Raw genomic sequence first — 15,188 nt, 5'->3', positions numbered from 1 at the left:
CGATGACGAGAAACTACGAGTTGAAACATACTGTTAAATAGGATGTTTCAGACAATCGCGACAGAACGGATCAGCGCTACAACTCGGAAGCCAGCGGAATTTCCTTCTCCGCGCGGTCCGTCATCCACTCACGGAGGACCTTGGTGGCAATGACGTCGTCCTCGTTGTACTGCAGGATGCGTGTCCGCTGCGTCTCGTCCGGCTCACCGTCGTAGCCGACCGCCTCGCGGTACCACGCCATCGACGCTTCACCCCCGGCCTCGGCGTCACGCCAGTTGAATCCGGCAACGGGGGCAATCTTCTTGAGTCCCTTGCCGTTCGGGCAGATGAACTGATCACTCACCGCTTGATAGATGTCGACCCACTGCGGACTGTCGATGAACTCGCGGATCTCGTCCTTACTCGGAATCCCGGGTTCACCGGCAAACCTGCGCGCCGAGTCCAACAACCATTTGTCCTCGGCCGAACGCGAATAGCAGTACGCGGCAAAGGTTTTACCCGAAGCGGCGGCTGCGGCACGCTCCGCCATCAGCCAGCCCCAGAACTCTGCGAACGACCGCGCCTCGTCACGTGTCGGCAACGGGTCCCACGTCGCAAATCCTCGATACATCGAGAAGCCACCGACATTGAGCAACGTCCCCCACAGGTAGGCGCCGTGCTCCTGATAGCTCTCCATGTCGACGTCGATCTCGATGTCCGCCCGAGTCACCGAGATTTTCTCGAACCGCCGCACCAACGGAGCATCCACCAACCACGCCTTGGCGATCACCACTGCGTCGTCGAAATTTCCGTGCGGCCAATCCTCGAGCGGCTCACCGTCCCAGGCGGCCAGCTGATCGATCGTGTTGCAGCCCACGTCGCGCAGAAGCTCGGCCCGCGATCCGACAGCCACCAGGCTGACGTCGCGGTTGCGGACCAACTCCTGCTTGCATTCGGTCCACCACGGGCACGACTTGCACTCGCTCACCTGTGACGGAGACGTCAGCACCTCACCGCGGGCCACAGCGATACGGTCGGCGAAACGCTTGTCGTAATCGTCGAGAATCGCGCTGAGGTCGTGGACGAGGATGCAGTCTCCGTTGTATCCGATCGCGCCTGCCGTCAGCGACGGGCTCGCCAGCCCACGACGCTCGAGCATCCGATAGACCTGCGCGACGCGCATCTGATCGCGGACCTGACTGCGGACCTTGCGTTTGGGATCGGCCGCGGGCTCCCATTCGAAGAGCCCCGAGGTGATCGCGCCCTGGCCGGGATCGGTCACCTTGTGATTGACGACAATGACGGGGATGTACCCGCCACCCTCGTCGTCACGGATGAGCATTTCGCAGCGGCCCTTGCGTCCGGTGTCGCGCTCGACCGGCAAGACCGCGCCCCAGATCCGGTCTGCGCCGGCCTCACAGGCAGCCAAGGTGTCGCGAGCCTGAGCCGACGCCGATTGGTCGGGGTTGATCTTCACCCAACGCTCGGGAGCAGCACCGATCACGAGTTCGGCGATCTCCGCGCGCTTCGCGATCGCGGCATCCTGGCGCTGCTTGATGCCGGTGTCGACGGGTTCCGAAGCCGATTTCCCGGGAAACAACCCGTCCAGACGCACCCGATGACGGCATCGGGTCAACGCCCCCGAATCGATGATCGGGAGCTGGGGCGCGGGGTTGTTAACGGAACACACGATGACGAAGATTATGTGCTCCCCTAGGCTGAAGCCGAAGCGCAGGTACCTGGCAACACACAAACACCTGGAAACGGGGTCCTTTTCGATGGGGTTGTTCAAGAAGCGAAAGTCTCGTGCCACCCGCAAGGCGGAGGCAAAGGCTCTCAAGCACAAGGCTGAGGTCGAGGCGAAGCTCAACGCCAAGAGCCAGCGTAAGCGCGACAAGGTCGAGACCAAGTCGCTCAAGAAGCTGGAGAAAGCCGAGATCGAGTCACAGCACAAGATCGAAAAGGCGCAGATCGCGACCCTGAAGGCGCAGGAGAAGGCCGCTGCGAATCAGGGCCTGACCGTCGCCAAGGTGCGTAAGTACCTGGGAGTGGCACGTCTGCTTGCCCCCGTTCTCCTGCCGATCGCTTACCGCGCAGCCACGGCGGTGCGCGCCCAGCTCGACACCACGCGTGCACAGAAGATGGGCATCGCCGTCGACCAGCTCGGTGACTACACCGGTCACGGCGCGAAGTTGAGCGCTCGTATCGCCGGCGCCGAGAGCTCGGTCACCGAGATCCTCAGCCGCAAGCCCGACGACGCGGAGACGCAGCGTTTCGCCGCCGCCATCCGTGAGCGCCTCGGCGACCTCAGCACGGCAGTTCGCGCTGCCGAGCAGATGCCGCAGGCTCGCCGTAAAGCAGCTCACCAGGCGATTTCTTCCGAACTCGACGGCGTCGAAGCAGATCTGCTCGCACGTCTCGGCGTGCGCTAGACCTGAGAACGCCAGTGAGAGCAGCCGAGCAGACCGCGACCCTTCGGGGGACAGCTGTCGGTTCCGCTTCGGCTGCTCTCGCTGTCGCCGCGCACGGGATCGGCGGAGGCGAGCTGCCACAGTCGTCGTCGCTGACCCTGTTGCTCGCCGTCTGTGCAACCGTCGGCGCCGTGACGGCCACCCTTCCCGCCCTCTCTCGGGGGCCCGCTGCCTTGATCCTTGCTCTGGGTCTGGGTCAGTTGGCCGCGCACACCACCATGACGCTCTCCGAGCACGCTCATTCGCCCGCTCCGGGGTTGGTGATGCTCGGTGCTCACGCCGGTGCCACCGTCGCTTGTGCGGTGGCGGTCCTGGCCGCCGAGCGCCTCTACCGCGTTGTCACCCACGCTCTCCACGTCGTCCTGGCGTCTCTGGCTCCCGCCGCTGTCACTTCCCGCGGCCACACCGTCTCGACCGGAATCCATCACGGACCTGTCGACGCTCTACTTCGCGCCAGCATCTCGCGGCGCGGTCCTCCTGCCCTGGTCTGAAGATTCGTAGAACGCCCCACCCCTTCACCAGACCAAGAGGACACTTCCCGACATGAAGAACACCCTGATTTCGCGCGCGGTTGTCACGACCGTCGCTACCGGCAGCGCCGTGCTGCTGGCCGCCGGAATTGCTTCAGCACACGTCAGCGTCGTCGCACCAGGAGCTGCGCAGGGCGGATACTCCGTTCTCACGTTCCGCGTGCCCACCGAATCCGACACCGCTTCGACCACCAAACTGACGGTGGCGCTCCCCGACCTCAAGTCGGCACGCACCGAACCGATGCCCGGCTGGACCGCCGTCGTGGAGAAGGACCCCACCTCGTTGGTCGCCAAGTCCGTGACGTGGACCGCCGACCCCGGCGTCGGAATCGCCCCCGGCCAGTTCCAGCAGTTCGTCCTTTCTGCCGGCCCGCTGCCCGAGCAGGAAGAGGTCGAGTTCAAGGCCGTCCAGACGTACAGCGACGGCAACGTCGTCAACTGGGATCAGGAAGAACTTGCCGACGGCAGCGAGCCGGACAAGCCCGCGCCGACGCTGACTCTCGCCGCATCCACCGGCGATGCTCACGGAGCGCCTGCTGCCGATAACACTGCCGAGACGTCCGCTGCTTCCGAATCTTCTTCGTCAGACAACACCGCGCGCTGGCTCGGCGGCGTCGGCCTGGTGCTCGGCGCGTTGGGCGCTGCACTCGGCCTCGGCGCACTGGTCAGGAGCAAGCGCTGATGAGTACCCGGATCAAGGTCATCGCCGTCGGCATGCTCGCGATGCTGGCCACGATGCTCGGAATGGGCACGGCCAGTGCACACTCCGCGGTCGTCGGCTCCAACCCGGAAAACGGTGCGTCCATTCAGGTTGCGCCTGACACGGTTTCGGTCACGTTCAACGAGGCTCTGCAGGCACAGTTCGCGGCGCTGACGGTCACCGGCCCGGACGGCAACCTCTGGACCAAGAGCGATCCGTCCGTCGAAGGACCCACTGTCAGTGCAGACCTCGGCGATCTCGGGCCGACCGGCGTCTACACCATCGCGTACCGAGTCACTTCCGCCGACGGCCACCCCGTCAACGGAACTCTGACCTTCACCCTCACCGAGGCGGGGTCGGGCACTCCCGGCGCTGCCGCCGCGTCGAGTACGGGTGAGTCGGAGTCCGGCAGCATGCCGGTGTGGATCTTCATCGTCGCCGGCGTCGTCGTGTTCGGCGGTGCGCTGTTCTTCGTGCTCCGTAAGCCGAAGTCGAGCTGATCGCGTGACGGGTACGGCAAACAGGTGGTGGTTGCTGTTTGCCGTACCCACAGCTCTGCTGGGAGTCCTGATCGCCTGGGGCCTCGCCAGCCCGTCGGGACCCGAATCGTCGAGCACGGTCCGCGTTCTCGCGATCGGATGTGGTTCGTTGACCCTCGGCATCGCGACGCTCGCCTGGATGGGCCGCAGTGAACGCCGCCCGGCAACAACCCCCGCCGTCATGTGGACTCAGCTCACCGCGGTGGCAGCAGTGTGGCTCGTCGCCGAGATCACGCTCCTCGTGCTCAATGCCGCAGCGGCCGACGGCGCCCCGGTCACCTCGCTGACCATCGGGCACTTCGGCGCATTCGTCTCCGAGGTCAACGTCGGCCGCGTCGGCGTCGCGATCATCGCGTGCGCGTTTGCCGTCGTCTGTTACGGCATCTACGGATTCACCAATCCCGAGACGGTGCCCGTCGCACCGGCATTGGTCGTCTCCGCGTTGGCGCTCGCCGCCCGCCCGATCACCGGGCACATGGCGCAGCAGAGCTTCGGATCGATCCTCGACGCCGTTCACGTCCTCGCTGCGGCCTTGTGGTTCGGCGTGCTCGCCGCACTCGCGCTTGCCGTACCGTCGCGCGGTGCCTGGGCGATCTGGTTGCCCAAGTACTCCGCTCTCGCCTGGCGATGCGTCCTCGCGCTGGTCGTCACCGGTATCGTCAACGCCGTCGTGCGACTCGACTCACTCTCCGCCTTCTACGACACCGCATACGGCCGGGTGATCCTCGCCAAGATCGTGGCGATCGGACTGCTCGTCGCCCTGGGATGGTGGTGGCGCCGGACATGGGTGGTCGCGAGCGCTGCACACCGCATGAGTTCGGACGGATCCCTGCGTCGCGCCATCGGTGAAGTTGTCTTCATGGCCATCGCATTCGGGCTTGCCGCGGCCCTTGCGACAACTGCGTAAGACGTGCCTCAGCGCGACATTTCGTGACCCGCACATTTAACGTTTCACGTCGAGATTTAACCTCTACGTGAGTTCATTTTCCCAGCTTGCGGCGGTTTCCGGCCCCCCTTAGCGTTGCTCGCATGACGGAGGCCCAACGCTCGTTTCTCGTCTGCGCTTCGCAGCGCAGCGGCAGTACTTTGCTGGTCGAATCCCTGAGAGCAACCGGGGTCGCGGGTGAGCCGGAAGAGTTCTTCCAGTACCTCCCCGAGACCTCGCGATCGCCGCAACCGAGGCAGTGGTTCGAAGACGTCACGGACGAGTCCGTCCTGGGTCTGCTCGCCCCGTTCCACCCGGGCACGCCGGACACTCGCACCTCCGAACAGTGGCGCACACAACTTCTCGAACTCGGCCGAACCCCCAACGGAGTCTGGGGTGGCAAGCTGATGTGGAACCAGACGCCGCTCCTACTCGATCGCGCGGCCGGATTGCCCTGGCGCAGTGGGACGGACCTACGTTCCGCACTCCACGACACCCTCGATCACGACCTGCAGTTCATCCACGTCTATCGAGAAGATGTCGTCGCTCAAGCTGTGTCGATGTGGCGCGCCGTGCAGACACAGGTCTGGCGCGACGACGCGACTCCACCGAATCTCTCGGACGGTGCGCAGTACAACGCAGTCGGAATCGCGCACCTGGTGACGATTCTCGGTGAGCAGGAACGCCAATGGAAGCGCTGGTTCGAGGAAGAGGACATCTCTCCCATCGAAGTCGGGTTCCGCGATCTCACCGAAGACCCGCAGTCTGTGGTCGCAAAAACCCTCATCTCCCTCGGCCTCGACGGACAACTGGCCCCGCCACCGCCGCTGCGTCGTCAGAGCGACGGACGATCCCGCGAATGGGTGCAGCGTTATCGCATCGACGCCGAACAGAACGGATATCCCGTCACATGAGCACCGTCACCGATGTCGTCGACGAACTCCGAGTTCTCGAATCCGAAGCGGTTCACATCATTCGAGAGGTGGTGGCAGAACTCGAGAGACCGGTACTGCTCTTCTCGGCCGGCAAGGACTCGATAGTCCTGCTTCGGCTGGCCGAGAAGGCGTTTCGGCCCTCCCCACTCCCTTTCCCGGTCCTGCACGTCGACACCGGTCACAATTTCGAGGAGGTCATCGAATTTCGCGACCGTCGAATCAAGGAGGGCGGGCACACACTTCTGGTTGCTTCCGTTCAGGATTCGATCGACCAGGGCAGAGTGCAGGAGTCGACCGAGACCAGCGGATCGCGAAACCGCCTGCAGACCAGAACCCTGCTCGACGCTCTCGAAGCTGGAGGGTTCGACGCCGCGTTCGGCGGCGCCCGCCGGGACGAGGAACGTGCGCGCGCCAAGGAAAGAGTCCTCAGCTTCCGGGACGAGTTCGGCCAGTGGGACCCGCGAGCGCAACGGGCCGAACCGTGGTCGCTCTACAACGGTCGGATCAGACGCGGCGAGTCCGTTCGTGTCTTTCCGCTGAGCAACTGGACCGAACTCGACATCTGGCGCTACATAGCCCAGGAGGAACTGGAACTGCCGTCCATCTATTTCGCGCACCAGCGGAGGGTATTCGAGCGTGACGGAATACTCCTCGCTGCTTCCGAATTCAGCACCGACGCCGAGAACGCCGCGGCAACGACCGAGTGGGTGCGATATCGAACCGTCGGCGATCTGACCATCACCGGCGCCGTTCGATCGCACGCCACCACCATCGACGACGTCGTCACCGAGATCTCGGCCGCGACGGTTTCCGAACGAGGCGAGACTCGCGCAGACGACCGAACCTCGGTCGCCGCGATGGAAGACCGAAAGCGTGAGGGCTACTTCTGATGACTACCACCATCACTCGCCAACTCCTTCGGCTGGCCACGGCGGGTAGCGTCGACGACGGCAAGAGCACGCTGATCGGCCGACTGTTGCACGACACCGACAGTCTGCCAACCGATCACCTCGATTCCGTCACCGACGAGCACGGTGTCGCCGACCTGGCTGCACTCTCCGACGGACTACGTGCCGAGCGTGAACAGGGCATCACGATCGACGTCGCGTACCGATTCTTCTCCACCCCGACAAGAAGTTACGTACTCGCCGACACCCCGGGGCACGAACGCTACACGCGCAACATGTTCACCGGAGCATCCAACGCTCACGTAGCGGTCCTGCTGGTCGACGCGAGGACCGGCGTGTTGCGTCAGACGCGTCGGCACGCCAGAATCGCCGCACTGCTCGGTGTTCCGAACCTTGTAGCCGTGGTGAACAAGATCGATCTGGTGGACTTCGACGAAGCGAGATTCGCTCAGGTGCAGGAAGAATTGCGGGCCTTGGCACGGCAAGTCGGACGCGAGGACGTACTCGCCATACCGGTCTCCGCGAAAGCCGGCGACAATGTCGTGACGCGGTCCGAGAACACTGCGTGGTACGAGGGGCCGACGCTCCTCGAGTACCTCGAAGGCGTCGAACTCCATGCGCCCGCGACGCACATCGAGGAGCTTCGGCTTCCCGTGCAATGGGTTTCGCGCCCCGATCCGCAGAATCGTCGCCGGTACACCGGCCGGATTTCGGCAGGCACACTGAGCGTCGGAGACGAGGTAGTGGTCCTGCCGTCCGGATCGAAGAGCACCGTGATCAGTCTGGATACTCTCGACGACAACCGCAGTACTGCCGTTGCACCACTGTCGGTTTCGGTGGAACTGGCCGACGACATCGACGTCGGACGTGGCGACGTTCTGGTCAGTGGCGGTGCGCAGGCTCATTTGCCGGTTCTGGCCCGAGAACTCGAAACCACCATCTGCTGGTTGTCCAACACACCGTTGCGCGCGGGCGATCGGATAGCGCTCAAACACACGTCCCGGACCGTGCGAGCGACCGTTCAAGAACTGCACACCCGACTCGACCCCGAGACGCTCGACGAGCAGGACAGCCCAGTCGAACTGGGGCTCAACGACATCGGAACGGTCACGCTCCGAACCAGTTCCGTGGTGGTCGCCGACACCTACGACCACAATCGGGACTCTGGCGCCTTCATCCTGATCGACGAGCAGAGCAACGACACCGTCGGCGCCGGCACCATTCTCGAGCCACGCGTCGTCGTTCCCGGTGAGCAGACCCGCAACGACATCAAGTGGCATCCGTCTTCACTCGAACGTCAGCGGCGGTGGGCGTCTACCACCCAGAAGGGCGCGACGATCTGGCTGACCGGCCTTCCTGCCTCCGGAAAATCCACCGTCGCTGTGGCTGTCGAACGTGCGCTGGTCGACGCGGGACGCACCGCGTATCTCCTGGACGGTGACAACGTCCGCCACGGTATCTCCGACGATCTCGGGTTCTCGCCGGGAGACCGGGCCGAGAACATCCGGCGCGTCGGACATCTCACTCGACTGTTCGCCGACGCCGGCGTCGTGGCCATCGCGTCGATGGTCTCGCCGCTGCGTTCGGATCGAGCAATTGCGCGTGCTCTCAACGAAGCTGCCGGGCTCACCTTCCTCGAAGTTGCAGTCACCACTCCCGTCGAAGAATGCGAACGCCGAGATCCCAAGGGCCTGTACGCACGTGCGCGGGCGGGTGAACTGAAGGGGCTCACCGGAATCGACGCGCCTTACGAGACGCCGGAGGACCCGGACCTGGCATTCGACACAACCGGCGCTGACATCAACGAACTGGTCGAGCGGGTCATCGCATTGTTGGAGGAGCGCGAGACCGCAAGGCCCTAGGGGTTTTCGGTGTCCGACTCGAGGTAACCGCGGTCCGCACTGTAGGCGGACCGCACGTTGGGTCGGACACCGATCTTCTCGAGGTACGCCGCCATGCGGTGCACCGCCATCGCGCTTCCCAATGCCTCGTCCGGGAGACGATCATCGGTTTCGGCGCGCCACGTGTGAAGCTGCGAGGACAATTCCGCCTGTATTGCCGAGACTTCCGGTCGATCGATCAGATTGATCTTCTCGTCCGGATCGGCACGGAGGTCGTACAGCTCCCGGGGTGCGCGTACCGCAAGATGCTCGGTGCCGAGCGCCTTTCCGGAAAGACTGTCCTCGATGTCGAGCGGTAGATCCAGAGCGGGGCGGACGGCGTAGTTCTCGATGTAGCTGTAGTCCTTGGTGCGCACCGCACGAATGGGATCGAAGCTGTCGTGAAAGGTCTTCTCCGTGAACAAGGAGGTACGAACGGGCTCGGACGGTTCGGTTCCGCGGTCGACGAGGGCATCGGCGTGCGAGCGCCCTTCCACCTCGGTGGGGACGTCGATTCCGAGCAGATCGAGAATGGTCGGAACAAGATCCACACCGCTGAACAGTGTCTCGTATTCCTTTCCGCCACTGCGATACCGCGCGGGAGGCCGAGCGATCAAGGCAATACCGGTACCCGGGGCGTAGAGCGTCGACTTGGCACGCGGGAACGCCGCGCCGTGATCAGTGAGGAAGAAGACCCAGGTGTTCTCGTCGAGCCCCTCTTCCTCGAGGGTCGCGAGCAGTTCCCCCACCGCGGCGTCGGCCACCTCTACGCTGCCGTGGAATTCGGCCAGATCCTCGCGCACCTGTGGCACGTCCGGAAGGTATCCGGGGACCTCCAGGGCTGCGGTGTCCGCCGGGGTATAGCGATCGGCGGGGTACGGGCGATGCGTTTCGAAGAATCCCGTGGTGAGCAGGAACGGCTCGGGCGGGAAGCGTCGTAGCCAGTTCTGGGCACGCGGAACCACGTAGTCGCAGAACGAGTTGGTGACGTCGTACTCGTGATAGCCCAGTCGCTTCGGATACGCAGTCTCGTGCTGCATGCCGAACAGCGAGGTGTACCAACCGTTGTCGGAGAGGATCTGCGGGAGCGTCTGCACCTCCGCGTGGTACTCCCAGCCGTGGTGCGCCAACCCGATCAGACCGTTGTTGTGCGGATACCTACCCGAGAAGAGCGATCCGCGCGAAGGCGAGCACAGCGGCGCCGTCGCGTGTGCGTCGGTGAACCGGATGCCTTCTGCCGCCAGTCGGTCGAGATGGGGGCTGTTGACCCCGGCGACACCGTAACTCGCGAGGTGTCGCCCCAGGTCGTGCCAATGAATGATCAGGACGTTATCTCGCGCAGCCGACACGTGGGCAAGGCTAGTTGCCCCGCCCACGTGCGGCAACAGTTCGAATCAGCAGGATCTCAACTGTTTCTGCCGAGTTGTCTGATCCATCCACGGGTATCGGCCGGGTCGATGACGTCGTCCAGTTCGAACGTGGTCGCCGCCATCAGCGCCTTGCCCTGTGCGTAGGCCAGTTCCACGAACTGACCGAACAGCGTTTCCCGAGCCACCGGATCTTCGACGGACTCGAGTTCCTTGCGGAAACCGAGACGCACAGCACCTTCCAGACCCATCGGCCCGATCTCGCCCGTCGGCCACGCGACCGTGAACTCGGGGGCGTGGAAGGAACCACCGGCCATTGCCATGGCGCCCAACCCGTAACCCTTGCGCAGGATGATCGTTCCGAACGGCACGGTGAGGCGAGCACCGGCAACGAAGAACCTGCCGAACCTTCGAACCGTCGCCTCCTCCTCCGAATCCGGGCCCACCATGAATCCCGGTGTGTCGCACAGCGTCACCAGAGGGATGCGGTGCGCTTCGAGCAGTTCCAGGAAATCCGAAGCCTTGTCCGAGGCTTCCGCGTCGATCGCGCCGCCGAGATGCTCGCTGCTGTTCGCCAGCACACCGTACGGAACTCCTTCGACACGAACGAGTGCGGTTACTACACCGCGTCCGTAGTCTCGACGCAGTTCCAGGACGCTGTCGACGTCCGCGATTGCGTCGATCGCTCCACGAACGTCGTACGAGCGCAGGCGATTCTCCGGCACCACATGCCGCGAGAGCCGCGGATCCGGAGCGGTCCACTCTCCGCTCGCACCCTGGAAGTAGCCGAGGTACTGCTTGGCCAGCGCCACCGCATGAGCGTCGTCGTCAGCGACCAGGTGTACGACGCCGTTGCGGCGCTGCACGTCGATGGGGCCGATGTCCTCGGGGCGAAAGTTTCCGAGCCCGCCGCCCTCGACCATGGCAGGACCACCCATCCCGATGTTGGCGTCCGGTGTCGCGATCAGGACGTCGCACGCGCCGGCCAGGGCCGCGTTGCCCGCGAAACAGCGCCCGGACACGACGGCGACCATGGGCACCCGCCCGCTCAGCGCCGCCATGGCGCGGAAGGTTCCCAGCTCGAGGCCCGCCCCGGCGCCGGCGTCGGTGTCACCGGGGCGACCGCCGCCACCTTCCGCGAACAGCACCACCGGAACTCGCTTGCGATCGGCGATCTCGAGCAGGCGGTCGGTCTTGGCGTGATTGCGCATGCCCTGGGTACCGGCGAGCACCGAGTAGTCGTACGAGATCACGACGCTCTCGCCGCCGCTGATGGTCGCCACTCCGCCGATCAACCCGTCGGCAGGAGTGTTGGCGATCAGGTCTTCCTCGCTTCGCCGACTCCGCTGCGCCGCCAGCGCGAGAGCGCCGTACTCGACCAGGCTGTCGTCGTCGACCAGGTCGTAGACGTTCTCGCGAGCAGTCCGGCGTCCCAGCTTGTGACGCTTCGCCACGGCTGCGGGCCGGGCCGGGTCCAGGGTCACCTCGTGGCGAGCGATGATCTCCGCGAGATCGGGACGCACGTCGTCGAGGTCCACCTCGTCGACCTCGGCGAGCTTCGATCCCGCGCTTGCACTACGGACGACGAGCAACGGTTCGCCCGCACCCACCGACCTCCCCGGTGACGACAGGACCCGGACCACTTCGAGATCACCGGGCGCCGAGAGAACATGCTGCATCTTCATCGCCTCGAGGACGGCAACCTGGCCACCCGCATGGACGCCGTCACCGACTGCCGCGAGTTCGACGACGATGCCCGCCATCTGTGCACGGACCACATCCTCGTCCGGTGCCGCGTCCACAGACGAGGAGGGCGTTTGTGGGCCAACGTCGGGGACGAGGTCCGCCAATCGAGAACCCAACCAGTCGACGTCGACCAGGCCGTCGCGGAAGTCCTTGTCCGACAGTATTGCCTGCAGGAACTCGATGTTGGTCGCTACGCCGTCGATGGCGAACTCACTCAAAGCGGCAATCGACTTGCGCACCGCGGCAGGGAAATCCGATCGACGCGTGTGGGTGATCACCTTTGCCAAGAGCGAATCGTAACGCGCACTCGGCGAGAGTCCGACCGTACCGAAGGTGTCCACTCGCACGCCGGGCCCGCCCGGAGGAGTGAAGTTGTCGAGCGTGCCCGACGAGGGCAACGCATTGCCGTCCGGCGTCATGGTTTCCATGTTGACGCGGGCCTGGATCGCAATCCCCGAAGCGTTTGCCACGGATCCGACTGTCTCCGAGGCCTTCTCGACAGCGGTGATCCCTGTTGGCAGGTCCAGGTTCTCGAACGGAACTCCGTCCGCGATCGCGAGCTGCACGGCGACGAGATCGATTCCGGTGACCTCTTCGGTCACCGTGTGCTCCACCTGAATTCGGGGATTGACTTCGAGGAAGACGAACCCGCGTTCCTCGACCAGGAACTCGACCGTCGCGATGCCTCGATAGCCGACCTCGGCGCACAGCCTCGCCGCCGCAGCGTGAAGACGCTCGCGCAGGGCCCCCGACAGCCCCTGCGCGGGCGCAACCTCGATCAACTTCTGATGGCGACGTTGGACGCTGCAATCGCGGTCACCCAGAGCGAGCGCGTGGGTTCCACCTTGCCCCGGTGCCGCCACGATCTGCACTTCGATGTGCCGAGCGTGCTCACTGAGTACCTCGGCGAACAGTGCCGAACTGCCGAATCCCGACTGGGCTTCGGCCGCACACACACGGTACGCGTCGTCGAGTGCTTTCGGGTCACGCACCGCGCGCATGCCGCGGCCACCGCCGCCGCTGAGCGCCTTGATCATGATCCCGCGGGAATTGCGCTCGAAGAATTCACGCACCTCGTCGAGGTCGGCGTTCGCCGATGTCGACGGCAGGACCGGCACTCCTGAGTCGACAGCCGCGGTGCGGGCACTGGCCTTGTCGCCGAAAGTCCGGAGGACCTGGGCGTCCGGGCCGACGAAGACGATGCCCGCCTCGGTACACGCCTGCGCGAATTCGGCGTTCTCACTGAGGAATCCGTAACCCGGGTGCACGTGCGTGGCGCCTGTTTCGGCCGCGATCTTCAGCAAAGCCCCCTGATCGAGATACGCGGATGAGCCCGACGCTCCGAGCGGCACCGACTCCGTGGCCGCCGCGACGTGCGGACTGGACGCGTCGTCCTCGGCGTACACCGACACCGTCTCGATCCCGAGTTCACGGGCAGTTCGAATGATCCGCAGCGCAATTTCGCCGCGGTTCGCAATCAGCAGTCTCACTTGTCCCCCTGAGTGCGCTCGAACAGATCGCCCTTGCGCACCTTTCCTGTCGCTGTCATCGGAAGCGCCTCGAGCACTTCCACTTCGGGCACCTTGTACGTGGCCATGTTCTCCTTCGCCCACGAGACGATCTCGTCGGCCGCAGTGTCGGAACCCTCGACCAGTTGGACAAACGCAAAAGCCACCTGCCCCTTGTCCGGGTCCGGTTTCGGCACCACCGCAGCCTTTTCGATCGCCGGGTGCAGCATGAGCAGCGCTTCCACCTCGGAGGGAAAGACACTCATGCCGTTGGTCTTGATCATTTCCTTGTTCCGCGCCAAATAGTGCAAACCGCCACGCTCACTGAACTTTCCGACGTCACCGGTCTGCAGCCAGCCGTCACGGATGGCGTCGGCGGTGGCCGCCTCGTTCCGGTAGTACGCGGAAAGGATGGACGGGCTGCGCACGATGATCTGCCCGTGCTCGCCGACGGGAACCGGCCTGCCGTCGTGATCGACGATCAGAACGTCGGTGCCGGGCACCGGAATTCCGCAGAACACCGGCTCGCTTTTCAGGTCGTAGTCGCCGCCCTGGAAGCCGAGGGTGATCGTGTCCGCGGTGTGGGTTTCGGTCATGCCGTAGCTCGCTTCGCGCAGAACGCCGCCGGTAGCCTCGCGCCACCGCTGGCGCGTGGCCGGATCGAGTTTGAGAACGAACGAAACTGCCATGACGTTCTGGAGTGTCGAGAGATTTCGCTCCGCGAATCCTGGCGTGTCCATCAGTTCGACGTAATTGTCGACAGTTCCGACCAGCGAGGTCACGCCGTAAGCCTCGACAGCGTCGAGCGTGGTCTCCGCATCCCAACGATTCAGCAGGACCACGGTTCCGCCGTTGACGAGCGGAACCAGGATGCCGAAGTCCTCACCTGCGATCCAGAAGATCGGCAGAAACACCAGGGACACCGGCGGATTGGCACCCACCTGGTCACCGCCCGCAAGCGTCGCGGTGGCCGCGGTGTAAACCATGTGGCGCTGAGTGTGCTCACAGCCCTTGGGCATTCCCGTCGTTCCGCCCGTGTAGTTCAGGGCGGCGAGGGAATCGAGTTCGGTGGCGACAGGAGTCGCCCGCTCACTGGTGATGATCGACTGCCAGTCGCTCAGGCGCGGATCGTCGACCTCGAAGGGCAGTTCGACGGTCGGGATCGCCGTCAGCATGTCCGACACTGCAGTCTTCGCGACGTGTTCGAGTGGAGTCTGTGAGCGAACCTTCTTCACCAACTTCGAGAAGGTGTTCTGCGTCAGTAGGACCTTGACGCCGGCATCGTTGAGTTCGTGAATCAATTCATGTTCACGGAAGAGTGGATTGATCGGCACGTGAACCGCACCGACCTTGAGAATGCCGAGCATCGCGATATGGAACTGAGGGCAATTGACCAGGTGAACGCCGACGCGATCGCCGCGTTCGACTCCGAGTGACAGCAGCCATCCGGCAAAACGATCCGAAAGCTCGTCGTATTCGGAATACGTGATGACCCGGCCGTAGAAGACGATGGCAGGAGTATCCGGCCGCTCGATCGCCCAATGCCGCAAGTAATCGACAAGTCCCCCACCTTCGAGCGGATACTCGACGGCGCGGGGAATGCCGGCGGGCCAATGCGCTTGTTGCAGCGCAGAGATCTCCGCCAGAGCCGCTTCGAGCACGTCTTGTTCTGCCACCGATCACTCCATTCGTAAAAGAAA

The 15,188-nt window shown here is 64.4% G+C and carries 12 protein-coding genes; 8 read left to right on the top strand and 4 right to left on the bottom strand.

Going from position 1 to position 15,188, the window contains the following annotated elements; genetic code table 11:
• Positions 1 to 76: 76 nt before the first annotated feature.
• Positions 77 to 1,633, bottom strand: coding sequence for a TM0106 family RecB-like putative nuclease (locus GN300_RS11675; protein ID WP_063315974.1), 1,557 nt, complete (start codon positions 1,631 to 1,633; stop codon positions 77 to 79).
• A gap of 124 nt (positions 1,634 to 1,757) precedes the next feature.
• Between GN300_RS11675 and GN300_RS11670 the strand changes: the two genes are divergently transcribed.
• From GN300_RS11670 to cysC, 8 genes are all read left to right on the top strand, one after another.
• A complete protein-coding gene (locus GN300_RS11670) occupies positions 1,758 to 2,411 on the top strand; it encodes a DUF6474 family protein (protein ID WP_003944178.1) in 654 nt (217 codons plus the stop codon).
• Between the two features lie 14 nt (positions 2,412 to 2,425).
• A complete protein-coding gene (locus GN300_RS11665) occupies positions 2,426 to 2,941 on the top strand; it encodes a hypothetical protein (RefSeq protein ID WP_063315284.1) in 516 nt (171 codons plus the stop codon).
• Positions 2,942 to 2,993: 52 nt separating this feature from the next.
• Positions 2,994 to 3,662: a YcnI family protein gene (locus tag GN300_RS11660; protein ID WP_058038085.1), complete on the top strand. Its 669-nt coding sequence runs from the start codon at positions 2,994 to 2,996 to the stop codon at positions 3,660 to 3,662.
• On the top strand, positions 3,662 to 4,180 hold the full coding sequence (locus GN300_RS11655; RefSeq protein WP_003944137.1) for a copper resistance CopC family protein: 519 nt from the start codon (positions 3,662 to 3,664) through the stop codon (positions 4,178 to 4,180). Before GN300_RS11660 ends, GN300_RS11655 begins: the two co-directional genes overlap by 1 nt.
• A 4-nt stretch (positions 4,181 to 4,184) precedes the next feature.
• Positions 4,185 to 5,126: a copper resistance D family protein gene (locus GN300_RS11650; RefSeq protein ID WP_003944164.1), complete on the top strand. Its 942-nt coding sequence runs from the start codon at positions 4,185 to 4,187 to the stop codon at positions 5,124 to 5,126.
• Between the two features lie 122 nt (positions 5,127 to 5,248).
• Positions 5,249 to 6,058 (top strand): Stf0 family sulfotransferase, encoded by an 810-nt coding sequence (locus tag GN300_RS11645; RefSeq protein WP_007735934.1) that lies wholly within the window; start codon positions 5,249 to 5,251, stop codon positions 6,056 to 6,058.
• On the top strand, positions 6,055 to 6,969 hold the full coding sequence (gene cysD / locus GN300_RS11640; RefSeq protein WP_063315285.1) for a sulfate adenylyltransferase subunit CysD: 915 nt from the start codon (positions 6,055 to 6,057) through the stop codon (positions 6,967 to 6,969). Before GN300_RS11645 ends, cysD begins: the two co-directional genes overlap by 4 nt.
• The gene (cysC, locus tag GN300_RS11635; protein ID WP_063315286.1) at positions 6,969 to 8,849 is read left to right on the top strand and encodes an adenylyl-sulfate kinase; all 1,881 of its coding nucleotides are present in this window, start codon (positions 6,969 to 6,971) and stop codon (positions 8,847 to 8,849) included. The genes cysD and cysC overlap by 1 nt, the downstream gene beginning before the upstream one ends.
• Here the strand turns inward: cysC and GN300_RS11630 are convergent.
• Genes GN300_RS11630 through GN300_RS11620 form a run of 3 tightly spaced genes read right to left on the bottom strand, consistent with a single transcriptional unit; the run spans position 8,846 to position 15,164 of the window.
• Complete coding sequence (locus GN300_RS11630) at positions 8,846 to 10,216, bottom strand: sulfatase (protein WP_003944134.1); 1,371 nt, start codon at positions 10,214 to 10,216, stop codon at positions 8,846 to 8,848. The two genes, cysC and GN300_RS11630, sit on opposite strands and share 4 nt — an antisense overlap.
• 56 nt (positions 10,217 to 10,272) lie before the next feature.
• Positions 10,273 to 13,470, bottom strand: coding sequence for a carboxyl transferase domain-containing protein (locus GN300_RS11625; RefSeq protein WP_063315287.1), 3,198 nt, complete (start codon positions 13,468 to 13,470; stop codon positions 10,273 to 10,275).
• Positions 13,467 to 15,164, bottom strand: a complete 1,698-nt coding sequence (locus tag GN300_RS11620; protein ID WP_063315288.1) for an AMP-binding protein — start codon at positions 15,162 to 15,164, stop codon at positions 13,467 to 13,469. The genes GN300_RS11625 and GN300_RS11620 overlap by 4 nt, the downstream gene beginning before the upstream one ends.
• Positions 15,165 to 15,188 lie beyond the last annotated feature (24 nt).

Origin of the sequence: Rhodococcus sp. Ni2 (genome assembly GCF_021352185.1) — a bacterium.
In the GTDB taxonomy this organism is placed as follows: Bacteria; Actinomycetota; Actinomycetes; order Mycobacteriales; family Mycobacteriaceae; genus Rhodococcus_F; species Rhodococcus_F qingshengii.
Note: the sequence above shows the minus strand (reverse complement) of the source record. Positions and strands in the feature narration are given on the sequence as shown.